This window comes from Chitinophaga agrisoli, assembly GCF_008386695.1.
Classification (GTDB): domain Bacteria; phylum Bacteroidota; class Bacteroidia; order Chitinophagales; family Chitinophagaceae; genus Chitinophaga; species Chitinophaga agrisoli.
In genome coordinates, this window is record NZ_VUOC01000004.1 from 1,502,197 (window position 1) to 1,525,674 (window position 23,478).

22 protein-coding genes are annotated in these 23,478 nt (G+C 50.2%); 8 read left to right on the forward strand and 14 right to left on the reverse strand.

Annotated features, from left to right (window positions below; translation table 11 throughout):
- Positions 1–16: 16 nt before the first annotated feature.
- From F0L74_RS25045 to F0L74_RS25060, 4 genes are all read right to left on the reverse strand, one after another.
- A complete protein-coding gene (locus F0L74_RS25045) occupies positions 17–1,426 on the reverse strand; it encodes a pyridoxal phosphate-dependent decarboxylase family protein (protein ID WP_149840649.1) in 1,410 nt (469 codons plus the stop codon).
- Between the two features lie 171 nt (positions 1,427–1,597).
- Positions 1,598–2,083: a methylated-DNA--[protein]-cysteine S-methyltransferase gene (locus tag F0L74_RS25050; protein ID WP_149840650.1), complete on the reverse strand. Its 486-nt coding sequence runs from the start codon at positions 2,081–2,083 to the stop codon at positions 1,598–1,600.
- 7 nt (positions 2,084–2,090) lie between these two features.
- Entirely contained in the window at positions 2,091–2,981 is an 891-nt protein-coding gene (locus F0L74_RS25055) for a DNA-3-methyladenine glycosylase family protein (RefSeq protein ID WP_149840651.1), read from the reverse strand.
- Positions 2,978–3,508, reverse strand: coding sequence for an ArsR/SmtB family transcription factor (locus F0L74_RS25060; protein WP_149840652.1), 531 nt, complete (start codon positions 3,506–3,508; stop codon positions 2,978–2,980). Before F0L74_RS25060 ends, F0L74_RS25055 begins: the two co-directional genes overlap by 4 nt.
- A 324-nt stretch (positions 3,509–3,832) precedes the next feature.
- Between F0L74_RS25060 and F0L74_RS25065 the strand changes: the two genes are divergently transcribed.
- Positions 3,833–5,263, forward strand: a complete 1,431-nt coding sequence (locus tag F0L74_RS25065; protein WP_149840653.1) for an aminotransferase-like domain-containing protein — start codon at positions 3,833–3,835, stop codon at positions 5,261–5,263.
- Between the two features lie 75 nt (positions 5,264–5,338).
- A complete protein-coding gene (locus tag F0L74_RS25070; protein WP_149840654.1) occupies positions 5,339–6,172 on the forward strand; it encodes a DUF1444 family protein in 834 nt (277 codons plus the stop codon).
- Positions 6,173–6,245: 73 nt separating this feature from the next.
- Here the strand turns inward: F0L74_RS25070 and F0L74_RS25075 are convergent, their stop codons facing one another.
- The 9 genes from F0L74_RS25075 to F0L74_RS25115 form a co-directional block, all read right to left on the reverse strand.
- Entirely contained in the window at positions 6,246–7,364 is a 1,119-nt protein-coding gene (locus F0L74_RS25075; protein ID WP_149840655.1) for an ABC transporter permease, read from the reverse strand.
- Positions 7,364–8,470 (reverse strand): ABC transporter permease, encoded by a 1,107-nt coding sequence (locus F0L74_RS25080; protein ID WP_149840656.1) that lies wholly within the window; start codon positions 8,468–8,470, stop codon positions 7,364–7,366. Before F0L74_RS25080 ends, F0L74_RS25075 begins: the two co-directional genes overlap by 1 nt.
- 31 nt (positions 8,471–8,501) lie before the next feature.
- Complete coding sequence (locus tag F0L74_RS25085) at positions 8,502–9,224, reverse strand: ABC transporter ATP-binding protein (protein WP_149840657.1); 723 nt, start codon at positions 9,222–9,224, stop codon at positions 8,502–8,504.
- Positions 9,225–9,227: 3 nt separating this feature from the next.
- The gene (locus F0L74_RS25090) at positions 9,228–10,151 is read right to left on the reverse strand and encodes an ABC transporter ATP-binding protein (RefSeq protein ID WP_149840658.1); all 924 of its coding nucleotides are present in this window, start codon (positions 10,149–10,151) and stop codon (positions 9,228–9,230) included.
- Positions 10,152–10,154: 3 nt separating this feature from the next.
- Entirely contained in the window at positions 10,155–11,084 is a 930-nt protein-coding gene (locus tag F0L74_RS25095; RefSeq protein WP_149840659.1) for an HlyD family secretion protein, read from the reverse strand.
- 4 nt (positions 11,085–11,088) lie between these two features.
- Positions 11,089–12,351: a TolC family protein gene (locus F0L74_RS25100; protein WP_149840660.1), complete on the reverse strand. Its 1,263-nt coding sequence runs from the start codon at positions 12,349–12,351 to the stop codon at positions 11,089–11,091.
- Positions 12,352–12,401: 50 nt separating this feature from the next.
- Positions 12,402–13,010, reverse strand: a complete 609-nt coding sequence (locus tag F0L74_RS25105; protein WP_149840661.1) for a TetR/AcrR family transcriptional regulator — start codon at positions 13,008–13,010, stop codon at positions 12,402–12,404.
- Between the two features lie 353 nt (positions 13,011–13,363).
- A complete protein-coding gene (locus tag F0L74_RS25110; RefSeq protein ID WP_149840662.1) occupies positions 13,364–14,128 on the reverse strand; it encodes an SDR family oxidoreductase in 765 nt (254 codons plus the stop codon).
- A gap of 312 nt (positions 14,129–14,440) precedes the next feature.
- The gene (locus F0L74_RS25115; RefSeq protein ID WP_149840663.1) at positions 14,441–14,710 is read right to left on the reverse strand and encodes an ArsR/SmtB family transcription factor; all 270 of its coding nucleotides are present in this window, start codon (positions 14,708–14,710) and stop codon (positions 14,441–14,443) included.
- A 350-nt stretch (positions 14,711–15,060) separates the two neighbouring features.
- On the opposite strand from F0L74_RS25115, the gene F0L74_RS25120 reads away from it, so the two are divergent.
- From F0L74_RS25120 to F0L74_RS25140, 5 genes are all read left to right on the forward strand, one after another.
- On the forward strand, positions 15,061–15,588 hold the full coding sequence (locus F0L74_RS25120; protein ID WP_149840664.1) for a hypothetical protein: 528 nt from the start codon (positions 15,061–15,063) through the stop codon (positions 15,586–15,588).
- A gap of 25 nt (positions 15,589–15,613) precedes the next feature.
- Positions 15,614–16,291, forward strand: a complete 678-nt coding sequence (locus tag F0L74_RS25125; protein ID WP_149840665.1) for a hypothetical protein — start codon at positions 15,614–15,616, stop codon at positions 16,289–16,291.
- Positions 16,292–16,357: 66 nt separating this feature from the next.
- A complete protein-coding gene (locus F0L74_RS25130; protein ID WP_149840666.1) occupies positions 16,358–17,095 on the forward strand; it encodes a sensor histidine kinase in 738 nt (245 codons plus the stop codon).
- A 230-nt stretch (positions 17,096–17,325) separates the two neighbouring features.
- Positions 17,326–17,994: a response regulator transcription factor gene (locus tag F0L74_RS25135; RefSeq protein ID WP_149840667.1), complete on the forward strand. Its 669-nt coding sequence runs from the start codon at positions 17,326–17,328 to the stop codon at positions 17,992–17,994.
- A gap of 191 nt (positions 17,995–18,185) precedes the next feature.
- Positions 18,186–18,632, forward strand: a complete 447-nt coding sequence (locus F0L74_RS25140; RefSeq protein ID WP_246197811.1) for an Hsp20/alpha crystallin family protein — start codon at positions 18,186–18,188, stop codon at positions 18,630–18,632.
- A gap of 79 nt (positions 18,633–18,711) precedes the next feature.
- Here F0L74_RS25140 and F0L74_RS25145 read toward each other — a convergent pair whose 3' ends face one another.
- Positions 18,712–19,782, reverse strand: coding sequence for an aminotransferase class I/II-fold pyridoxal phosphate-dependent enzyme (locus tag F0L74_RS25145; RefSeq protein WP_149840669.1), 1,071 nt, complete (start codon positions 19,780–19,782; stop codon positions 18,712–18,714).
- A 435-nt stretch (positions 19,783–20,217) separates the two neighbouring features.
- On the opposite strand from F0L74_RS25145, the gene F0L74_RS25150 reads away from it, so the two are divergent.
- Positions 20,218–23,469: a SusC/RagA family TonB-linked outer membrane protein gene (locus F0L74_RS25150; RefSeq protein ID WP_246197812.1), complete on the forward strand. Its 3,252-nt coding sequence runs from the start codon at positions 20,218–20,220 to the stop codon at positions 23,467–23,469.
- Positions 23,470–23,478: the final 9 nt, after the last annotated feature.

A 23,478-nucleotide genomic window follows, 5' to 3' on the forward strand; every position in this document is an offset into this window, starting at 1 on the left:
GAATATAGGCGGTCAATTAAAGGCTGATTGCTTTCAGTGTCATGGCCTGTTCTATATCCTGCCAGGCCTGGTACACATCTGCTACGGTCGTACGCCAGTTTACAATGGCCGCACGGATAGCGGGCGTATCCTGGTAGACGGTAGGCGTCATAAATACCACACCGTTCTCCGTAAGCGTTTCCAGGAAAGCGGCGGTAGCCGCGGCCAGTGTTTCCGGCGCTCCTTGCAACGTAAAACATACCACGCAGAGGTTTACGGGGGCCAGCAGGTGGAAATGGGGGCTTTCATCGATCAGTTTCCCCAGTAACTGCGCCTGTTCTATATTGGCCTGCACAATATCACGGTACCCCTTTGCCCCATAAGCCTGCAGCGAATACCAGGCCGGTAATGCCCGCAAACGGCGGGAGTTTTCCGGTACATGATGGATAAAATTGAAGTCCTTTGCAGGATCGCCCAGGTAGGCCGCCCCTACGTTTTTGAACACAGCCGCCTGCAGCTCCGGATGACGGCAGAAGATCATGGCGGAATCATAAGGCACGTTCAGCCATTTGTGCGCATCAATGGTGATGCTGTCTGCTACCTCCCAACCTTTAAGCAAATGTTGATGCTGCGGGCTGCAGGCGGCTAATCCGCCAAAGGCGGCGTCTATATGTAACCAGAAATTATAACGCTGTTTTAAGCGGGCCAGCGCGGAAATATCATCAAAATCAGTGGTGTTGACCGTTCCGGCATTGGCCACATAGATCACCGGCTCACCGGGATGCTCCTCCAGCCAGGTTTCCAGCGCGGCAATGTTCACAGACTCCCGTGCGGGCAAAGCAGGCAGCTTTACCAGCGCATTCCTGCCAAAACCCAGCATAGACAGGCATTTGATCACACTGGAATGTGGCACGCAGGAGAGCACCCGGGCATTGGGCAATGCGGCCAGTCCTTCCTCCCCTATATCCTTGCCATGTTGCAGTCCTAACCACTGCCGGCCTATAGCCAGCCCGGTAAAGTTGGACATAGTAGCGCCAGTCACAAAAGTGCCGGCAAAACTATCCGGCAGCCCAAATAGCTGGCGGAGCATATGTATGGTTTCCAGTTCAATGTTAAAAGCAGCCCCGCCTTTATCGGCGGCATTCATATCCACCGCGGCAGCCACCCAATCCCCCGCCAGCGCAGCCGGCGTAACGCCGCCTGTTACAAAGCCCCAGTAACGCGGACCCGCGCCCGCAGCCAGGTAAGGACCATACTGATCCCGGAAACGGTGTAATGCGCCCATGGCGCCTATACCTTCCTGCGGTAATGCTGCCGCCGGCGGTAAAGGCATGGCCTTACTGGCAGGCAATGTATCCAGCTGCGATAAAAAATCTGCGCAGAAGGCTTGCGTGGCGGCCAGTAAATCGTCCAGTTTTGTCAGGTCTTGTTTTAGGTGGGTGTTCATCTTCCAGGCTTTTTTGATACTACATGGTTGAGACAGCAAAATTGAAACAAAAAATGGGATTAAAACAGATACAGTTCTGTTAATATTGACCAGATCAGATTAAGTCGTTTTCCATACATGTTGGCATACACAAGATAAGTAATAGTATTGGAGGCAGACGATCCGTTACGCTCAAAATAATTCCTGCGTACCATATCTGTATTTCCACTCATGTTCCAGCAACCATTTCTTTCGCCAGATGCCGCCTCCAAAACCGGTCAGCGAACCATTACTGCCTATTACCCGGTGGCAGGGCACCACAATAGGTAAATGATTACTGCCATTGGCCGTGCCCACCGCCCGTATGCTCCTGGGGTTATTGATCTGTTTGGCCAGCTGCAGATAAGAGATGGTGCTGCCATACGGTATGGTTAACAGTTGTTGCCACACTGTTTGCTGAAAATCTGTTCCTGCCTGCTTTATGGGGAAAGAAAAAGCCCGTCTGCCACCGGCAAAATAGCTATCCAGCTCCTCCATACACTGGTGGAAAACATCCGGTAACGTATCCATCGTAACAATGCTACGTGGATCAAAGATGATCGCACTGATATGATCATCCGTGCCGCTGAGCCCCAGCGGGCCCACGGGCGATTGGTACGTGTGATGATAGATATCCATAATGTTCTTAACTCAAGCTTCTCCATAAATAAAACGTGGCATACGCCGCATGCTGCCGCCAATGCTGTGTATACTCCTTTACCGCGGCCAGGGATGGCTTGGCGTCCAATTGCAGCTGCCTGCGCAAGGCATTATGCAGCCCGGCGTCTTCCAGCGGCAGTGCTTCCGGAAAACGGAGGTATTTCATCAGCACGTAATTGGCAGACCAGTTGCCTATGCCCTTCCATTGCAGGAGGTATGCCCTGGCAGCCTCGTACTCCATTTGCTGCAGCTGCGCATTGTCTAAACGGCCATCCGCTATGGCGGCGGCTATCTGTATAATATATAACGCCTTACTCCGCGAAAACTGCATACCCGTCAGATCTTCTGGTTGCAGCCCGGCTACTACTGCCGGGTGCGGATAGGTATAATAATCTTCCCAGCCTATCCGCTCATGATAACCAAATGCTTCTATAAACCTTTTCCGCAGCGTATAGGCAAAAGGTAAACTGATCTGCTGCCCGGTAATGGTCCAGGTAATGGACTCAAACAGGTCCGGTATACCAACAAGGCGCAGGCCCTTATACTGTTCTACCAGGGGCCTCAATACTGCATCTTCCGCGGCAAACTGGTAAAATGGCTGCAGGTCCGCATCCAGGTGCAGCCAGTGCGTAACAAACCTGCGGATATTGTCTTCGTCAACCGGAATGCCCCAGTTATTTACCACAGCTACCTCCAGGGCTTGTTTGCCGGCTGCCTCGCGGATATTAAGCAGTAAAGGCGCGCCGTCCTGTATGATCAAACGCTCCAGGCTGCCATTACGCACAAAATGCAGGCATTCCCGGTTGGAGCGGTTCAGGAACTGCAGGCTCTCCGCAAATGAAAACTGGTGTGGGTGTAATATAGGTATCCTGATCATGGTTTGCAGCGTTTACAGGCGCGGAAGCCGTTTTTAATAGCTTCATCGCGGGTACCGTAAAAGATCACGTTATCCGGCCGCGGGTTTGCAGAGCAGGATGGTTTGCAGAAAATGCCGGTGGTCTTTACAGCGTTAAAGAAGCGGTTGTCAAAATCCTTATCCTTGCTCAGCATGGCCTGCAGCATAACAGGATAGGTAAGCGGAGCTCCTTTTTTATACGTAGCACGCTCCAGGAACACGCCATGATCATTGCGCAGTGAGCGGCGGTCCTGGTTCAGGTAAACCTGCAGCCAGTCCTTCAGCTGGTAGAACGCGGTCTTATTCAGATATCCATAACGTTCCCTGCCGGCCTGGTAAATGCGTATCCAGCCACTGTCTTCCAGTACGCTCAGGTGTTTGGAAACCGCCTGCCGGCTGATGTCGCTGAAATGCTCGTTGATCTGGTTCACATTCAGCGGCTGTTGCAGCAACAGCTCCAGGATCTGTCTGCGTACCGGATCAGCAAGCCCTTTAAACAGTTCATCCATATGCGCAATTAAAAAGTTGCATGAAAATAGTGCAACTTTTTAATTGCGCAAAATATAATCCGGCAAGATAATTACAGGGGCTTGTTGATGTGGTAGGTTATTTGCCCATGCACAGACCATTTGCCGGGCTACAGCTGTTGCAACAATTGTCTGGCGGTAAATAAGCCCGGCGCCTGGTACTGTGTGCGCAAACGTTCAGATAAAGAAGTATACAGCATAAGGGCGGAAGGAGGTAAAAAATTAATGGCTGCAAAATAAAGGCTTTTGCCAGGACCAAAACAGATACAGTTTTACTAACTTTGACCAGATCAGATCCAGTATGCCATGTTAAAGACTGCCGAACACTTGTACCTGCAGATAGCAGACCGCATAGAACAGATGATAGAGAAAGAAGTACTGAAGATCGGCGATAAGCTGCCTTCCGTGCGGATGCTCAGCAAAGAGCAGGGCGTAAGCCTTAGCACGGCCTTTCAGGCCTATTATCACCTGGAAGCAAAAGGGTTGATAGAGCCCCGGCCAAAATCCGGCTACTATATCCGTTTTAGCCCCCGCAAGGCGCGGGACCTTCCCAAGACCTGCGAACCGGTTAAAAAGGCGTCAGAAGTAACGGTGAACGATATGATCTCCCGCGTGTTCACCCACATGACGGCGGATAATATCCAGAAATTCTCCATCGCGGCCCCGGCAGACTCCCTGCTGCCTTCGGCAAAAATGGCCAAATCCATGATCCAGGCTGTCCGGCAGCTGCCATACAATGGTATAGGCTACGAATCCCTGCAGGGCAATATAGACCTGCGGCGGCAAATTGCCCGTATGAGCATTCTCTGGGGCGGCGTTGTTAGCGAAGACGATGTAGTGACCACCCATGGCTGCTCAGATGCGCTCACCCTCTGCCTCTGCGCCGTTACACAGCCCGGCGATACCATCGCGCTGGAAAGCCCCTCCTATTACGGCTCCCTGCAGCTGGCAGCCAGCCTGGGCCTTAAGGTACTGGAGGTGCCTACCAACCCGGTTACCGGCGTAGACCTTGATTACCTGGATAAGGCCATTCCCCGCTTTAACATTAAGGCCTGCCTGTTTGTGACCAATTTTAACAACCCCCTGGGCTCCTGCATGCCCGATACCCATAAACGGGAGCTGGTACGCATCCATGAGAAGTATGGCATTCCCCTCATAGAAGATGATATTTACGGCGATATCTATTTTGGCCGGGAACGCCCCGCCCTCTGTAAGACCTTTGACGAAAGCGGCATTGTGCTGGCCTGCAACTCTTTCTCCAAATCGCTGGCGCCGGGTTATCGCGTAGGCTGGGCATTACCGGGCAAATACAAGGAGAAAGTGCTGCGGCTTAAACGGAACCACTCCATTGCCTGCGCCTCCCTGCCGCATGCCGCCGTAGCCCATTTCCTGGAGAACGGCCGCTATGAGCACCACCTGCGCGGCATGCGTAAACAACTGCATACCCAAAGCCTGCGCTACCTGCAGGCCGTAGCAGACTACTTCCCGGAAGATACCCTGGTCACCCGCCCCATGGGCGGCTTTGTGGTGTGGCTGGCCCTGAATGAGCAGATAAACACCTTTGAATTATACGAGCTGGCGTTGAAACAAAAGATCAGCTTTGCGCCCGGCCGCATCTTCTCCCTGCAGGACCGCTACCGCAACTGTATGCGCCTTAGCTATGGCAACCCATGGAACAAACAGGTGGAAGAAGGCATCAAGACCCTGGGGAAACTTATCCGCAAGCTAAAAACCTGATATATTTAACAATAACAACATCCTGCAAATGGGTTATATGTGTATTTTGGGTTTTCATATATAATCCATCAACCCATGTCATTTTTATCTTCTCTATTCGGCGGCAACAAACCTGCTGACAAACAGCAAGTGTTAACAAAAGCGGAATTTGCACAGTTTTACATGGCCGCACTGGAAAATGAATATCCACAGGCCAGCTTTACCCTGCAGCCAGACCTGACCATCCACTCCAATTACGGGGGCACAGAAGGGAACCATTATATTGACAACGCCTTTATGGCCTATGAGGGGGAGCCCGGACAGCTGCAGGAGATCATTAACAGGTACCTGGCCGCCTGCGCCCACCTGTACCAGGAAGAGGACACGCTGCTGCTGGAAAACGTGGTGCCTGTTATCAAAGCCGGCGACTTTGGCGAGGGGTTAACCACCGGTGGTGACCAGGCGGGGGAAATCTCCCTGGTAAAGGAACAGTATAATGATGATCTCGTAATTGCTTATGCAGAGGATAAGGAACACGCCCTTGCTTATCTTACACAGGGCAGGCTGGCAGATTGCCAGATCAGCCTGGAATCGCTGCGCGAAATTGCACTGGGTTACCTGGAGAATTTACTACCCAATATAGAAAGACATGGCGATAACGGCCTTTATATGGTCACTGCCGGCGGCACTTTCGAGGCCAGCCTGATCCTGCTGCCATCGATCTGGACACAGGAGAATTTCCCGGTTGACGGCGAGTTTGTGATCATCATCCCCAACCGCGACCTGCTTTTTATCACCGGCAGCAATAGCCCGGAGCATATTGCGAAAATGAAGGACATGGCGGAAGAGAGCTACCACAACGGCAACTACCCCGTATCACCGTTCCTGTTTAAATGGAATGGTGAACGGTTTGAAAGATTTGACGCGTAAAAAAGCCGGAACAGGATTATTCCGGCCTTTGCCTAAACCTACAACTGTTACATTGTAACAGCGATACAGACTTTTATGATGTTTTGCGGTAGTTGAGGATGGCCACGCCATTCATCACCAGCGCATATGCCAGCATGATCAGCAGATAAGATTGTATATTGCCCCAATCGCTGCCTTTGAGCAGCACCATACGGATCACCTTCACGAAATAAGCAATGGGGTTGAACCAGGTAAGCGTTTGCGCCCATTGCGGCATATTCTCCACTGGTGTAAACAACCCGCTCATCAACAGGAAAATGATCACAAAGAACCAGGCAATGAACATGGCCTGCTGCTGTGTTTCCGTAAAAGTGGAGATCAGCAATCCCATACCCAGCATCACCCACAGATAAACAGCTGCGAACAGGAAGATCAGCCACAGGCTGCCCCCTATAGGCAGGCTGAATACAAGTTTCCCGATCAGTAATCCAAAGGCCAGCTCAAAAAGGGCTACTATCCAGAAAGGGATCAGTTTCCCCAATATAAAATGATGTTTACGTATGGGGGTCACATTTAGTTGCTCTATGGTGCCTATTTCTTTCTCTTTTACGATGTTCATACCGGAAAGAAAGGCCGCGATCATGGTGACCAGCGCCACCAATATACCCGGTACCATAAACACCTTATAATCCAGCCGTACATTGAACCAGTTGGAATAAGTGACATCTATCACCGCAGGGCCGCTGTGTTTGTCCATCGCCAGCCACTCCGTACGGATACCCTGGTTAAAATCCCGGATAATGCTGTTTGCATAACCATTGGCCAGCCCTGCCTTGCTGCCGTTAATGGCATTTACCAGCAGCTGCAGGGTAGCCTCATTCTCCCGTACCAGATCCCGCTCAAAGTGCGGGGGTATCATCAGCACAATATCTGCCTTATCCAGTTCCAGGTCCTCGAAAGCGGCTTTCCGGTCAAAGCTGTGCCGGTATATCTTAAAATAACCGCTGGCTGTAAGTTTGTTTACCAGCCGCTGCGACCAGGCGGAATGATCATGGTCCACCACATCAATCGCCAGGTTCTTTATCTCGTAATTGGCAGCATTGGATAATACCAGCAGCTGCACAATGGGGATCACCAATATGATCCGCAACATGGATTTGTTCCTGAAGATCTGCAGGAACTCCTTCTGTAATATGAAACGGATGGTACGCATCAGCTTAAACGGATTTTGAATTTACGTATGCTCAGCACAATAAAGAATATGGTCATACCCGTCAGCAGCAGGGTTTGCGGCCATACCTCGCGCAGGCCGGAGCCTTTTAGCATAATATCTTTGAGGATGATGATAAACCATTTGGCAGGCATTATATTGGACAGCCATTGCAGTGGCTTTGGCATACTCTCAACAGGAAAGATGAAACCGGATAATAATACGGTAGGCATCAGCAATCCCATCATAGAGGCCATCATGGCCGTTTGCTGCTTATCTGTAACTGTAGAGATGAGGATCCCTAACCCCAGCGATGTTAATACAAACAGCACACACTCCGCCAGCAACAGCACTACGCTGCCTTTAACAGGCATGCCAAAGATCCATACCCCCATAGCCAGTATCACCAGCGCATTAATAAAAGAAAGCACAATGTAAGGCACTACTTTACCCATCACGATCAAATGTGGCGGCAAAGGGGATACCAGCAGTATCTCCATGGTACCCAGCTCTTTTTCCCTGGCAATGGTGATAGAGGTCATCATGGCGGATACCAGCAATAAGATAAGCGTCATTACGCCCGGCACAAACAGGAACACACTTTTCAAAGCGGGGTTATACTGCATGCGCACGGTGGTGTTGATGGTAAGCGGTAAGGCTGCCGGCCCGTTCAGCTCCTGCTGATAGTTGCCGATAATAGCCCGGGCATAGTTCACTAAGGTAGTGGCGGTATTGGGATCGCCTGCGTCTGCCAGCAGCTGTACCTGCGCTTTACGGAGATGGAAGAAATCCTGGCCAAAACGGGGTGGTATCACCACCGCCATTTTGATGCGCCCTTCCCGGAAAGCGGCTTCAATAGTTTTAGGCGTCTGCAGGTTACGGTCTATCCGGAAATAACTGCCGGCCGTAAGCTTTTGTATCAGGCGGGCGCTATAGTGATCTTTTGACTGGTCCAGCACGGCAATGTCTGCATTTTTGATCTCATTGGTAATGGCAAAACCAAAGATGATCACCTGCACGATAGGCATACCAAACAATATCAGCAGGGTGCGCCTGTCGCGGAAAATATGGTAGAACTCTTTTCTGGCAAACACGAAGAACTGACGCATAATGATCAATTAAACAATTATCAATTACAGATTACTTTCCCCTGGCAAGTTGCAGGAACACATCGTCCATAGATTCCGCCCCGAATTGCGCTTTCAGCTGCCGCGGGGTGTCCAGCGCCTGTATGCGCCCATCCACCATAATGGATACGCGGTCACAATACTCCGCCTCGTCCATATAATGGGTGGTAACGAATACTGTTACGCCCCGGTTGGCGGCTTCATAGATCAGGTCCCAGAACTGGCGCCGCGTCACAGGGTCTACACCGCCGGTAGGCTCGTCCAGGAACACAATAGATGGATCGTGCAAAATGGCTACAGAAAAAGCCAGCTTCTGCTTCCAGCCCAGCGGCAGCGCGCTTACCAACTGGTCTGCCTCTGCTTCCATGCCCAGCTTTTGCAACAGGCGTTCTGTCTTCTCTTTTATCTCGCCATTACGGAGCCCGTAGATGCCGCCATAGAAACGGATGTTCTCCTTTACCTTCAGATCTTCGTACAGGGAGAATCGTTGGCTCATATAGCCTATATTCTGCTTCACTTTATCTGCCTGGGTATACACATCATATCCTGCTACTTTGGCCGTACCGCTGCTGGGGCGTAACAGCCCGCACAACATGCGCATGGCCGTGGTCTTACCCGCTCCGTTAGCGCCCAGGAAACCAAAGATCTCGCCTTGTTTTACTTCGAACGTAATGGCGTTCGTGGCAATGAAGCTGCCGAATTTTTTGGTAAGCGCGTTGGTAACAATTGGTTGCATGTGTTATTGCTGTTTTTCGCTTTTCATCAGTTCCATAAAACAGTCTTCTATACCGGCTGTTATGGGAACCATATCAAACTGTTCATGCCCTTTGGGTTGCAGGTAAGCGCGTAGTTTATCCACATCTGCCTCCCCGTGTTTAAGCGTAAGATGCAGGTATTCGCCAAAGGCATAACAACTATCCGTGTCTTCAAAACTCCGCAGGTCCTGTATAAGCCGGTACATTTGTTTGGCCTTCACCGCCCATAACGGCTTACTGAATTCCCGGGTGATCTGCTGCGGCGTATCTATCTTTAGCAACGCGCCATTCTGTATCAGGGCTACGCGGCCGCATAATATTGCTTCATCCATATACGGTGTGGATACCAGTATGGCAATACCCTTTTGCCGCAGGCGCTGCAACATCTCCCAGAATTCCTTGCGGGATACAGGGTCCACGCCGGTCGTAGGCTCATCCAGGAACAGTACTGTGGGTTTATGCACCAGCGCGCAGCACAGGGCTAGCTTCTGTTTCATACCGCCGGAGAGTTTACCGGCCGGGCGGTCTTTAAAAGGCGCTATCTGCACATAGATCTCCTCTATCAGCCCGTAGTTTTCCTTTACCGTGGTATTAAAGATGGTGGCAAAAAAATCCAGGTTCTCCTGTACGGTAAGGTCCTGGTACAGGGAGAAACGCCCCGGCATATAACCTACTATCTTACGGATGGCCTTATAATCCTTCACTACATCCAGCCCATTTACGGTGGCCTTGCCTTTATCCGCCAGCAACAGCGTGGTAAGGATGCGGAACAGGGTGGATTTACCCGCGCCATCCGGACCAATCAACCCAAACAGCTCGCCTTCATTCACGGTAAAGGAGATATCGCGCAGCGCCTTTACTTCGCCAAAATTCTTGTGCACCTCCTGTACTACAATGGGTGTTTGCATGTGTTACTGTTTTGCCAGTTTTAGCTCTGCGGGCATACCTATCTTCAGGCTGCCATCGTTCTGCACTTTTATCTTTACCGCGTATACCAGGTTAGTGCGCTCCTCTTTGGTCTGTATCTCTTTAGGGGTGAATTCCGCTTCTGCAGAGATCCAGGTGACGGTACCGGTCCACTGGCGGTATTTACCTTCCGGCAGGTCCGTGCGCACGGTGACTTGTTGTCCCAGCTTTATCTGCCCCAGCTGCTCCTCTCCTATATAGGCCCGCAGCAACAGGGATGAGAGGTCCGCTATTTTATACAGCGCCTTGCCATAGGTCACCACCTCTCCCCTTTCTACATATTTGGTCAGCACAGTGCCGCCTACGGGGTTTATAATACGGGATTGTTTTAGCTGGTCGTTCAACTGTAACACCTGCGCTTCCAGGGGCTGGGCTTCGCTGCTATAACCGCTTACCTGCGTATTAAGGGAGGAGGCCAGGGAGCGGTATTGTTTTTCCAGTACCGCTATTTGCGCATTAATATCATCCAGCTGTTTGGAGGTAGCAGCATTAGCCTTCAGCAGGTTCTGCACGCGTAATTGCTCCCTTTTCTGGGTGGCTATCTGTTCACGGATCACTTCCAGCTGGGGAGCCGTCTCCGGGATCTTACTCAGTACGGCGCGGATATTGGCCTTTACCTGCGATTTTTTCAGGGATAGCTGTGTAGAGTCTATCCAGCCTACAATGGTATCCGCAGGCAGTCGCATGCCTTCTTCCACCATAAAGGAGAGCAGTTTGCCGGTGCCTTCGGCAGATACGACGGTCTCCACTGCTTCAAAATTCCCAAAAGCATCTGCCTCATCTTTATTGGAGCGGCAGGCCGGTAATACGGCCATGATCAGCAGGGTCGCCACGGCGGCGCGTATGGTAGCGGTGTTCTTAAGTACGGGTAGCATATGTTTAGTATCCTTTTATAAGTTGATAATTGATACGCGCCAGGGCCAGCTGCACCTGGTGGGTACTTTGGTCTACGCGGGCCTGCATAACGGCATTCAGGTCTGTAATGTAGTCATGCACGGTCAGCACCCCGTTATCCAGCTGGGCGGCGCTGGCGTCCTTTACGCGCGCACGCAGCACAAGTATATCGCCGTCCTTTTCCAGCGTTTGTTGCAGGCGGCCTATCTCTGTTTGCTGCTGCGCCAATTGTACGCGGGTATTAAGGGTAAAACTGGCAGATTGCTGTTCCACATTCCTTTGCTGCAGCTGCAATATTTTTTGCTCTGTGCGGTTATACCGCCAGTTCCAGAGCGTCCAGTTCAGCCGGATACCACCCATATAAAAGCCGGCAAAATCGTTGTTGAGCATATTAAGGCCCGGCCGGCCATAACCGCCCTGTACAAATGCGCTTACACGGGGCATAGGTTTGGTGGCGGTTAATTTAGCCTGTTGATCCAGGGAGGCAGATTGTAAACGGTAGAACTGTAATTCCGGGCGCTGCAGGGTATCTGTACCGGCATCGTTAACGGCCTGCGGCATGGCCAGCTTTATAGCGCCGCTGGTATTAAAACCGGTTAGTAATTGCAGAGTGGCCAGGCTGGCGCTACGGGAGGCAGCGGCAGATAGCTCCTGTTGTTCAGACCTTAACAGTTCCGCTTTCAACATATCTACATTGGATGGTAGTACGGTGCCATTCTGTACCCCGGCGTCAAGCCGCTCTATCCGTTGTTTGATATCTGCCTGGGTAAGGCGGGCCGCATGCACATATTCCTCCGCCAGCAGGCCGTTGAAATAGCTCTGGGTCACCTGTTGTTTTACTTTATACAGCTCCACCTCTACCCGCTGCGCCTCCGTTTGCTGCTGTATATGCTGCAGCTCCCGCTGGCGCCGGGTAGCGCCGCCATCGTACAACAGTTGTTTTACGTCGATGGTGGCCCGGTACTGGTCTTTGGCAAATTCCGGGATGTTGATCCCTGGCACCTTAAACGGTATTTCTGTGACCGCGCTTTGGTAAGTAGCTTGCCCGTTCAGCTCCGCCTGGGGCAGGTAAGCGGTATTGGTATTTTTTACCTGTAGCTGCAGCATGCTATCCAGCACCTGCTTTTGCTGTAGCAGCGGGTAATTGTTCCGGGCCAGTTCCTGGCATTGCTCCAGGGTAAGCAGTGTGCTATCCTGCGCAAACAAATGCGGGGAGGCGAACAGCAATACCCAAAAGATCTTCCTCATATTTTAACTGGTTTATTTAACTAATTGGTTAATTGATGGGCAAAAAAATATTACGGTGTTAAAGCGGCCATTATAAAATCGCCAACAAACTGCTTGCGCTCTTCTATTATCAAGCGGAACTGCACTTCATCTACCCCTACTATCCCCTGCAGCAGCGGCTTTGCTACAAATGGGAACACACACATACCCAGAATGTTCAACAAAAGTTGCACGGGACTTATCTTTTTAATAATACCTGCTTCGGAGGCTTTGGCAATTTCTACCAGGAACTGGTGCAGGTCCGGAAAATCCGGCCTGGACTTGAATTTCGTGATCAGCAGTTCCGGCTGTTGCTGCAGCTCATTCAATACAAACAAAGGGATGTGAGGATTCTCCACCAGCCCTTCTATATAGCTGCGCACAATACCCCGGATCTTGTCTTCCAGCGGCATATTGGTGCGGATCATCTGACCCAGTCGCTGGATCAGTTTACCCAGCGCCTCATCAAACACGATATCAAATAACTTCTCCTTGCTGCGGTAGTAATAGTGCAGCATGGCCTTGTTGATGCCTGCTTCGTCTGCTATATCCTGCATTCTTGCTCCTGCCAGGCCTTTTTGTATAAATATCTTCTTGGCGGCGGCGATGATCTGTTCTTCCGTATTCCTTTCCTGCGACATAACTTAGGTTAAACCATTTGGTTAATGCAAAGGTAGGGAAAGTGCGGAGAGGGCCAAAACTTTTTTTGGGGAAAGGAATGTTGAGTGGTGAAGAAAAAAGCGTTAACGGGAGGATGGTAACGGGGGATATGGTATTACCGGATGAGCAAACCTACAAATATAAGCCAAAGCAACTATTGAATTATGATACTATTTTAACTAAAGCGGTCGATTATACCTTAAGCGAACCTAAAGCGAACCTAAACCGAAGGAAAGGGCTTAGCAAAAACTGGTAAGATAGTATCAGACAAGAGGCGCCCGAAACATTTTCTGCTTCAAGCCCCCCTCTCTGTATTTATTATTATGGCCATCTGTTATGCCTGCATGAGCGGATGCACAGTAAGCCCGCCATCAATCGCTACTTCTGTACCGCTTATATAGCGGGACTCGTCAGAGGCCAGGAAAGCCACCAGTTTGGCCACCTCGCCGGCATCGCCCACGCGGTTCAGGGGTACAGATTTGGATATCTGTTCACGGAAACCGGCTGCCGCTTCATCGCTAAGCCCTGCTTTTTCGAGGATGGGCGTCGTGATCGGACCAGGATTCACCGCATTCACACGGATCTTACGGCCGGCCAGCTCCCGTGCCAACACCCTGGTAAGAGAGTTCATGGCCGCTTTGCTGGCACTGTATACGGCACTTCCAGGCATGCCAGTGGTGGCATTGATAGAGGACAGGAAAATGATGGAGCCGCCATCTCTTAATAAGGGCAGCAGTTTCTGCACCGTAAAGAAGGCGCCTTTGAAATTAATATCCATGCCTTCATCAAACTGGGCCTCTGTAGTTTCCTCAAAAGAGCCCAGTATGGCTACGCCCGCGTTCACAAACAGGATATCTGCCTTGCCATATTGCGCCTTTACATGCGCCGCCAGTTTATCGGCGTCTTCCAGGCTGCGCTGATCCGCCAGAAAGCCCTCCGCATTGGCTCCCAGCGCTGCTGCCGCCTGGTCTACCGCATCCTTTTTACGACCGGTGATCAGCACCCTTGCGCCTTTTGTTAAAAACTCCTGTGCTGCAGCAAAGCCGATCCCACTGTTTCCACCGGTGATAATAGCCACCTTGTTCAATAACTGACTCATAGATTAATTGTATTTGTTTGTATATAGATGTATTTAAAATTATCAATGTATTTAGGCGCGGTCATTCCATCACTTCATAAAAGCCGGCAATAGTCAGCGGTTAAAGTACCAGGCCCGACTCCATCTCCCTGGGGGCTGATCAGGATTATTGTGCGTATAAAATGCGATGTTATTGATCCGCTGCAGCTTATACACCAGCGTCTCCTACCGTCAATATTCCAAGATCCATTCCAGGCATGCCTCTCCCCCGGCCCATTACAGGCCAATACATAGAAACATTTAAAACCATCAATGTATTAGGGCAAAAAAAAGCTAGCTTAGTTTCAGAAAGAACATAGACAGGTGTTTCATCATCTCCCTGTTGATCGTCAGCTGCACCGTTCTACCTGTTTTGTCATAGATAAGCACCCCCGCATCCACCAGTATCTTTACATGGTGGGAAATGGTCGGTTGCGATAACCCCGTTAGCTCTGTGATATCCCCACAGAAGCAATTACCCTTCCGGGCCACCTCCATCAGGATCGCCAGCCGGTTTTTATCCGCTATCGCATTGGTTGCTTTTTCTATCATCAACGCATCCATGATACAAAGGTAGGAAGTTTCTGATACATCGACAAATTTCGATGTTTAGATATGACAGGTTTCCGGCAAAAATGGCTTATCTTCAGAAGGCAGAGAAAAAGGGTTAACAAACAATGTTTTAGCGTGCGTTTACGGCGGGGGCCGTTTACGTTTTGGGGTTACACATATATGCAGAGATAAGTAGTAGCCGTTTTACAGTACAAATTTACTATCATCCGGAGGGGGAAAACAAGCGAAGTAACACGTTAAAAAATCAGGTATAAATACGTGTTTTTTCAGGCAATTCTACGAACACCCTTACCAGAGATAACGGCTAATTTGCAGCTCAGTTCACCAAAAAACCTCATAAAATGAAAAGAAACCACTTTGCATGTGTTGCCGCGCTGCTGGTAACCGTCTTGTTCAGTGAATGCCAACAACCACCCCAAAGAGGCCCTATTCCGTTTGACCGCCAGAAAGCTGCGGTGCATGTTATCAAATTAAGGGATGGCGCTGTTCTTACCAGTAACTTCATTGCCGCCCGCACGCGGTTGTCTGATATAGTTGCCAGAACGGGCGATAGTCTCAACAGGATCCTGGACTTTCCCAGTGCGGAATCTTTTAACCGGGACGCCTTCGCGGTGTTATTGAACCAGAAGGACGCGCAGGGTATCCGTATTTATTACGGCGCAGGCAGGGATGGCAAGGTAAGACTGGTGATGGTGCCTATCGACTCCAAGGGCAACGATATTGAGACCCGCCTGCTCACGGATGATAACAAGACGGTTAGCATACCGGGTATCTCCAACGCAGTTGCACAGGACGAGGACGCTGAGGGTATGGAGAACGGTCAACATTGCCCTTGTAAGATCAGCAAGCTGAACCCAAACGGTATCTAAATAACCTATTATCTCTACCTGCCAGATGCTTTCTGATCATATTATCAGGTTCCTGCTAAGCGCAATCGTATTTATACCCCTGATCATCGGGGTGGTACGCTATTTCAAAATGGATACCAGCTACCATCCTTTTATCTTATTATTGCTGATGGCTTTCACTTCGGAAGTCATCAGCTTTATATGTATCCACTACCTGGAAACCGACAATGCTATCACGTTGAACTTCTATGTGTTGATCGAGTGCGTGATCCTCCTGTTCCAGTTCCGGGCCTGGGGATTCCTCCGGCGCAAACCGCGGTTGTTCCTGTTCCTGATGGTGATCCTGGTGATCATATGGATAGTGGAGAACCTGGTATTTTATAAGATAGAGACCTATAGCCCTTTCTTTAAAGGCGCTTACTCTTTTGTGATCGTGCTGCTGAGTATCAATGAGATCAATTATATGATCGTACAGGATAACCGGCAGCCATTCTGGAATGCGAAGTTCCTTATCTGCCTGGGATTTATTATCTATTTCATCTACCAGATCATCCTCGAGGCCTCGTACTATGTACTGGAGACGGATAATGCGTTGGTGGTAGCAACTAAGATCGTAAGCATGTTCGGATATATAAACGCTTTTGTAAATTTGCTTTATGGCGTGGCTACGCTTTTAATCCCTGACAAAAAGAAGAATCTTCATTTTAACAGGCACTTTGACTAAGCCGGAGTATGCAGCAGGCCGTCGTATTTCCCACAGCCTGCTTTGTACCCCATCATATAGCAACCAATGGGAGATAAGATCCTTTATACAACCGCCTTTGTGTCACTGCTTATTGCAATCATCATCATCTTTTTCGTGGTCTCCATTATCACGTATCACCGCCGCTATATAAGACTGCAGCGGGAACGTATCACCGCGGAGATCACTATCCTGGAGAATGAGCGCAAACGCATTGCTACAGACCTGCACGACAGCGCAGGCCCCCTGCTGTCTACCGTAAAGCTTATCATTAATAGCATAGAGGTACAGAACGATCATGACCGGCAGATCGTTCAGCGCTCCAGCAAATACATTGACGATACCATCCGCAACCTCCGCCAGATCTCCCATAACCTGCTGCCCAATGCCCTGGAGCGTAAAGGGCTGATAGAGGCCACCCGCGAATTTATCCAGCAGGTCACCGAAAGCCAGTCGTTACAGATAGACCTGCGCACCAGCGGTGATATCCACATACAACCGGAAAAATCCATCCATATCTTCCGTATCATCCAGGAAATCGTACAGAATACCCTTAAACATGCCCAGGCCCATCAATTGCAGATATCCCTGAGCCAGGAAGACGGCCTCCTGTTGTTGTATATTCGGGAAGACGGCGCCGGTTTTGACGTTAAAAAGGCCAAAACAACCTCCACGGGCTTAGGGATGAAAAGCCTCGAGATCAGGACAGATATCATGCGCGGCTCCCTGGTCATCGAATCTTCTCCGGGACAAGGCACCAACTACCTCATAAAAATACCCGCCTGATCATTCCATTATAATTTGCCCCCTACCTTGCGGATAATTTGTATATTTACGCTTGCAGGAGGGAGGCACTATTCACCCCAATATCTCAACAAGTTCGCAGTATGCAGTAGACAATTTCAGTCAATATTCCTGTACTGCAAATTGCCAGCTGCCGATAGCCGCTTGTCGTTGGGAAGGGTTTGGCAGTACCACGCTTAAACCACGGGTTTCAATTATTACTTCGGAACAGAATGAATCAACAAATCAGACTAATGATCGCGGATGATCATGAGATCTTCAGGGACGGACTGGCATTGATGCTTTCCAGGCAGGATGATATACAACTGGTGGGACAGGCTTCCAATGGCCGGGAACTGATTGAACTACTTGAAAATACGCAGGCTGATATTGTCATGACCGACCTTAAGATGCCCGGCATGGACGGCGTTACCGCGACCCGTATACTGCTGCAGAAAGACCCTGCGCTCAAGATCATTGCGCTATCCATGTTTGATGAGGAAGACCTGATCGTGGAAATGCTTGAAGCCGGCGCCAAAGGATACCTGCTCAAAAACGCGGATAAACAGGAAATACTGGAAGCCATCAGCCAGGTATATGATGATAACATCTTCTACTGCCGGCAAACATCCGCCAAACTGGCCTCCATGATCGTAAAAAGCCGGTTTGATCCCTACAAGGAAAAAGAGCGGATCACTTTTACAGACCGGGAAAAAGAGATTATACGGCTTATATGCCTGCAATATACCGCCCAGCAGATAGGCGAAAAGATCTTCCTGAGTAAACGCACCGTAGAAGGGCACCGCACCCGCATCCTGGAAAAGATGAATGTAAAGAACGCCGCCGGCGTTGTGGTGTTTGCACTAAAAAATAACCTGATAAAAGAAGAAGACCTGCTGTAGGACTGCCAGGCGCACCGCACTGTCAAAATTTCAATCATTGCTGCTCATGTTGACATGATACTGCTGTAAAAATTTCAGCAGCACCCAGCCGCCTGCCAGGTGGCACACCACTTGCATAAGCCCAATTGTTATATTGAGTAATTGTAATTAACAACTGTCAACTATTAAAAACGGAGGTAATTATGTCACTCATGAAAAGAAACAACGATTATTTCCCCACCCTTTCAGGTATGTTTGATGACCTTTTTAACAGGGATATGTTTAATTGGGGCCAGTCCAACTTCTCCTCTACGAACACTACCATTCCGGCCGTTAACATTAAAGAAACCCCCGAAAACTTCGAGGTGGAAATGGCTGCGCCTGGCATGCGTAAAGAAAACTTTAAAGTGCAGCTGGAGGGTAACACTTTGACTATATCTGCGGAACACCAGCAGCAAACGAACAATGCCGGAAACGATGAGAAGTATACCCGCAGGGAATTTAGTTACCAGGCTTTCCAGCGGACCTTTGTGCTGCCAAAAGACGTGGTGGATGAAGAGAACATACAGGCAAGGTATGAAAACGGGGTGCTGAAACTCGTGGTTCCCAAACGCGAAGAAGCGAAGAAAAGGGGCCCGAGACTAATTAACATCTCATAAAAACTACAGTTCAGGGTGTATCAGGCTATTGATACACCCTTTTTTTCGATCCGGAACAGCGCCACTGGTTGCCATCTGGTCATGCTGATTGTTTTACCGTACCGGCTATCACCTCCAATGCCGGCAACAATTCCGGTGAATCCCATACCGCGCCGGCCGCTATCCGTATGAATTGCTGATTACCCTCCGCAGAAAAATCTTCACTGCTCATTACCTCAATCCCTTTGCTGCGCATATCCGTAGTAAATGCGCCTGCTTTCAGATGGTCCGGCAGCTGTAACCAAAAATGGTAGCTACCTGGTACAATATGGTAGGTGAGCCCCTGGAATATGGGCGCTATTTTTTCATACAGCGCCACCCCTACCCGTCTTTTCTCCTCGATCACCGCCGTCAGCGATCCCTGCATCAGGTACTGCGTAAAGGCATTGAACAATGAAGAGCTGCCACTGCTGGTGATACGGATAATACGGTCCATGCCATCCAGCAAACCCTTCGGATAAAGGACATAAGCCATCCTTACAAACGGGTTGAATGTTTTGGAAAAGCTGCATATATAAATGGTACGCTCCGGCATCAACTGCAAAATAGCAGGCGGTGGCGACGGATGCAGAAAACGGTAGGCGTCATCCTCAATTACATACACATCCTCAAAGGAGCGGATCACGGCCACAGTGTCCTCCCGCCTTTTCAGGGACATTACGCTGCAGGTTGGGTTATGCACGGTGGGTTGCAGGTATATCAGCTTGCTTTTGCCCTGTTGAAGATGCTGGGCCAGCGCCTGGGGTATCATACCTTCTTCATCGCAGGCAATACTTTCCATACGCACGCCCTGGTCCAGCGCAGCCAGCTTTAGATTGCTGTAGGTGAATTCCTCTACCCCTACCGCCGGGTACGCCGCTTTCAGGTAAGCCAGTATGCAATACACCGCGCTGTTACCGCTGCAGGTGGTCTTTACATCCATATACCGTTCCATGTCGCCCGCCTCCATTTGCAGCCACTGCCCCAGCCGCTCATGTGCCGCCGCCCCGGGGGTGAATGGGTCCGGGGATAACATGGCATAACGCGCCTGCTCCCCTAATGTATCCATATACTGTTTAAATATAACTGCCTCCTGTTTTACGGAAGGATAATTGAGCCGCAGATCCAACATACATTTAAAATTGCCGTAAAAATAAAAGATTTGCGTTATACGGTTAATTTTAAATAAAAGTGTTATAATGACATTTATTTTTTCTTACTTTTACTTTGCATGGAGATCGCGTTATGTAGTACTGTCAGCCAAGGACCATATTAATTAACGAAGTATCAAAAAATTCCCGTATGGAAAGACCTTTCCTCAGCCCCCTTTTTGACTCCAGGTGCATAAATACGCTGTTACATACAGCTGTTCAAAAGCCAGGAAATAACCGTCAGTCCGTAATCAAACCAGTTCAACCAGGCATCGTCCCTGAAAGGGAACCGCGTAACACTGTATGTTTTACATAGCGGTCAGTTAAACATAGCAGTATTATAACCTTATTCCCGGCGGATGATCGCCGGAGGGCATCGTATTCCGTGTACTCTTCAATTCTATAAACCCACAGTTATGAAATCACTATTACACTTCTTACACAAGAAGCGGCTGATAGCATGCTCCCTTGCGTGCATGCTGTTATGCCTGCTGCATCCGGCCTTTGCGCAACAAGGCGCCCAGCAAACATACAGGGGAACCGTTACAGACTCCAGCGGTGCGCCAATACCCGGCGCCTCTGTTATTTTAAAGAACACCACACGCGGCGCCATTACCGGTCAGGATGGCTCCTTTACGCTGCAGGCGCCACAAGGCAGCACCATCGTTATTACCAATGTGGGTTTTGAGACCCGCGAGCTGGTATTAAGCGGCGCCAGCGCCCTGCATGTGCGGCTGAACCAGCTGGCCAGCAGCTTAACAGATATTGTAGTGGTAGGTTACGGCACGCAACGTAAAGCCACCGTAACCGGCGCCGTAAGCGCGGTAAAATCAGAAGACCTGGTACGAACGCCGGCTACTACCGTATCCGCTGCGCTGGTGGGTAAGATGCCCGGCCTTACCAGCCGCACGCCGGATGCCCGGCCCGGCAGAGGCACCAATATACAGATCCGCAATATGGGTAATCCCCTGTTTGTGATCGATGGCGTGCCTTATACCGGCAACACCAATACCACCGCATTTGGCTTTACACAAGGCTCCGGACAGGATGTATTCAACAGCCTGGGCATAGAGGATATTGAAAGCATCTCCATCCTCAAAGACGCCTCCGCCTCCATTTACGGCCTGCGCGCTGCGAACGGCGTAGTATTGGTGACGACCAAAAAAGGCAGGCGCGGCGATAAACCTGTGATTAACGTATCCGGTTACTACGGCCTGCAGAACTTTACGCGCTATCCCCAACCGGCCAACGCCGGGCAGTACGTACGCGCCCTCGTAGAATCTGAGCAGAACCTCGGCCGGGACCCGGCCAATCTCTACTCCCGCGAAGAGCTGGCCAAATGGGAAGCCGGTACAGAAAAAGGCTATAAAAGCTACGACTACCATAAAGAAGTACTGCGCCCCAACGTGCCGCAATATTACCTCAGCGCAAACGCATCCGGCGGTAGCGAGCGCTCCACCTACTACCTCTCTGTAAGCCGCATAAAACAAGACGCCATCGTGCGCGATTTCAGCTTTGAGCGCACCAACCTGCAGGCCAATATAGAAAGCAGCCTGGCGCGCGGTTTAAAAGTAGGCACACAGATCAGCGCCCGCCTGGAGAAAACGCATAATGTAGGCGTACCGGGTCTGGATGATTACTTCAATCCTTTCCTGAGCATCTTTAGTATGTGGCCCACAGAAAGCCCATATGCCAATGATAATCCCAACTACATTAATCAAACGCATAATGTGAACGTAAACCCTGCTACCTATAGAGATGATGTAACCGGGTACCTGGATGACTGGTGGCGCGGCATCAACGTAAATCTGAACGCGCAGTACGATTTTAAGTTCGGGCTCACCGTAAAAGGCGTTTACTCCTACAATTATATGAACGAGGACTACGATGGTTTTGAATATACCTGGGACGCCTACAAATACGATCCCGCCACTGACAGTTACCTTACCCAACCCGGCTTTGGTAACCAGAACCCCTGGCGCGAACGGCATAAGCGGAACGTGATCTCCCGCTACGGTCAGTTCCAGCTAAACTATAACAAACAGTTTGGCCCGCACTCCATATCAGCAGTAGCCGCTTATGAGCGCTCTGATTATGACAACTCCTATTATGTGGTGCATACCATCCCCACCAATAACTATATACCCACACAATATCTTTCTGAACAGGATTATCTGTCAGACGAGTGGACCACAGAAGCAAGGGCCGGCTATATAGGCAGGCTTAACTATAACTACAAACAGAAATACCTGGTGGAGCTGCTGGGCCGTTATGACGGCTCTTACCTCTATGCAGAAGATCACCGCTGGGGCTTTTTCCCGGGCATCTCCGCAGGGTGGCGTATCTCTGAAGAGCCTTTCCTGAAAGATAAACTAGGCACGTTCCTTAATGACCTGAAGATAAGGGCCTCTTATGGCGAGACGGGCAGCGAAATAGGTTTCCTGAACGGCAATGCGCCAGACGCCTTCAGCTATCTGCCCGGTTATAATTTTAACCAGGGCGGCGCGGTGCTGAATGGGAACTATGTGATAGGTATCCGGCCCAGGGGCCTGCCCATTACGCAGCTGTCCTGGGTAAAGAACCGCTCCACTAATATTGGTATCGACTTTACCATACTGGACAACAAACTCACCGGCCAGTTTGATATATTCCAGCGTAAACGCAGCGGTCTGCCCGCTGCCCGGTACGATGTGCTGCTGCCCACCGAAGTAGGTTACGCCCTGCCCAACGAGAACCTGAACTCAGACGCCATCAAAGGCGTGGAAGGTATGATCACCTACAATGGCCAGGCAGGCCCGGTAACCTACTCTATTGGCGGTAATGCTACGCTGGCCAGGGTAAAAAGCGTGAGCACCTATAAACCGCGTAACGGCAATGCCTGGGAAAAATACAGGTATGGCGTGGAAGACCGCTGGGGAGGCCTCGTGTACAATGATCAGGGCGCATGGATAGGATCTACCTGGGGCTATCATGTAATAGGGCGTTTTGAATCACAGGCGGAGATCGATAACTACCAGATCAATAACGACGGGCAGGGCAACAAGACCCAGCTGCCCGGCGATTTTAAATACGAGGATGTGAATGGCGATAAGATCATCAATGATCTTGACCAGCGGCCTATTGGCTATGGCCTGGAGTCCCGCCCGGGTATACCCGCGCAGCCCATGCTCAGCTATGGCATTAATGGCAGCGTGGCCTGGAAAGGTATTACCCTGCGCTTTGACTTTTCCGGCGCGGCCATGCAATCCTACCTGCGCGATTGGGAGCTGCGGTACCCATTCCAGAATAACGGTTCTTCGCCGGCGTATATGTTTACAGACCGCTGGCACCGCGAAGATCCCTATGATCCCAACAGCCGGTGGATAGCGGGCACTTACCCGGCCATCCGTAAGGATAATACCACGCATGTGAACTACCGCACCAACGATTTCTGGCTCACCAATGTGCGTTATATACGGCTGCGTAACCTGGAGCTGGGTTATAATTTCCCTAAATCATGGCTCAAAAGGTTAAACATAAGCGCCTTCCGTGTTTACGTAAATGGTACCAACCTCTTCTCCATCGATAACCTGAAGGAGTATGAAATTGACCCGGAAATAAGCGCCACCAATGGCCTGGTGTATCCGCAGCAACGGCTGTACAATTTTGGTTTTAATCTCTCTCTCTAATGCTGACTG

What these genes read in the sequence shown, in the direction of transcription:
- F0L74_RS25060 (WP_149840652.1), bottom strand. Translation starts at nt 3,508, where the DNA reads ATGGATGAACTGTTTAAAGGGCTTGCTGATCCGGTACGCAGACAGATC.
- F0L74_RS25045 (WP_149840649.1), bottom strand. Translation starts at nt 1,426, where the DNA reads ATGAACACCCACCTAAAACAAGACCTGACAAAACTGGACGATTTACTG.
- F0L74_RS25135 (WP_149840667.1), top strand. Translation starts at nt 17,326, where the DNA reads ATGAATCAACAAATCAGACTAATGATCGCGGATGATCATGAGATCTTC.
- F0L74_RS25125 (WP_149840665.1), top strand. Translation starts at nt 15,614, where the DNA reads ATGCTTTCTGATCATATTATCAGGTTCCTGCTAAGCGCAATCGTATTT.
- F0L74_RS25115 (WP_149840663.1), bottom strand. Translation starts at nt 14,710, where the DNA reads ATGGATGCGTTGATGATAGAAAAAGCAACCAATGCGATAGCGGATAAA.
- F0L74_RS25055 (WP_149840651.1), bottom strand. Translation starts at nt 2,981, where the DNA reads ATGATCAGGATACCTATATTACACCCACACCAGTTTTCATTTGCGGAG.
- F0L74_RS25140 (WP_246197811.1), top strand. Translation starts at nt 18,186, where the DNA reads ATGAAAAGAAACAACGATTATTTCCCCACCCTTTCAGGTATGTTTGAT.
- F0L74_RS25065 (WP_149840653.1), top strand. Translation starts at nt 3,833, where the DNA reads ATGTTAAAGACTGCCGAACACTTGTACCTGCAGATAGCAGACCGCATA.
- F0L74_RS25075 (WP_149840655.1), bottom strand. Translation starts at nt 7,364, where the DNA reads ATGCGTACCATCCGTTTCATATTACAGAAGGAGTTCCTGCAGATCTTC.
- F0L74_RS25090 (WP_149840658.1), bottom strand. Translation starts at nt 10,151, where the DNA reads ATGCAAACACCCATTGTAGTACAGGAGGTGCACAAGAATTTTGGCGAA.
- F0L74_RS25145 (WP_149840669.1), bottom strand. Translation starts at nt 19,782, where the DNA reads ATGTTGGATCTGCGGCTCAATTATCCTTCCGTAAAACAGGAGGCAGTT.
- F0L74_RS25105 (WP_149840661.1), bottom strand. Translation starts at nt 13,010, where the DNA reads ATGTCGCAGGAAAGGAATACGGAAGAACAGATCATCGCCGCCGCCAAG.
- F0L74_RS25130 (WP_149840666.1), top strand. Translation starts at nt 16,358, where the DNA reads ATGGGAGATAAGATCCTTTATACAACCGCCTTTGTGTCACTGCTTATT.
- F0L74_RS25050 (WP_149840650.1), bottom strand. Translation starts at nt 2,083, where the DNA reads ATGGATATCTATCATCACACGTACCAATCGCCCGTGGGCCCGCTGGGG.
- F0L74_RS25150 (WP_246197812.1), top strand. Translation starts at nt 20,218, where the DNA reads ATGAAATCACTATTACACTTCTTACACAAGAAGCGGCTGATAGCATGC.
- F0L74_RS25100 (WP_149840660.1), bottom strand. Translation starts at nt 12,351, where the DNA reads ATGAGGAAGATCTTTTGGGTATTGCTGTTCGCCTCCCCGCATTTGTTT.
- F0L74_RS25085 (WP_149840657.1), bottom strand. Translation starts at nt 9,224, where the DNA reads ATGCAACCAATTGTTACCAACGCGCTTACCAAAAAATTCGGCAGCTTC.
- F0L74_RS25110 (WP_149840662.1), bottom strand. Translation starts at nt 14,128, where the DNA reads ATGAGTCAGTTATTGAACAAGGTGGCTATTATCACCGGTGGAAACAGT.
- F0L74_RS25080 (WP_149840656.1), bottom strand. Translation starts at nt 8,470, where the DNA reads ATGCGTCAGTTCTTCGTGTTTGCCAGAAAAGAGTTCTACCATATTTTC.
- F0L74_RS25095 (WP_149840659.1), bottom strand. Translation starts at nt 11,084, where the DNA reads ATGCTACCCGTACTTAAGAACACCGCTACCATACGCGCCGCCGTGGCG.
- F0L74_RS25120 (WP_149840664.1), top strand. Translation starts at nt 15,061, where the DNA reads ATGAAAAGAAACCACTTTGCATGTGTTGCCGCGCTGCTGGTAACCGTC.
- F0L74_RS25070 (WP_149840654.1), top strand. Translation starts at nt 5,339, where the DNA reads ATGTCATTTTTATCTTCTCTATTCGGCGGCAACAAACCTGCTGACAAA.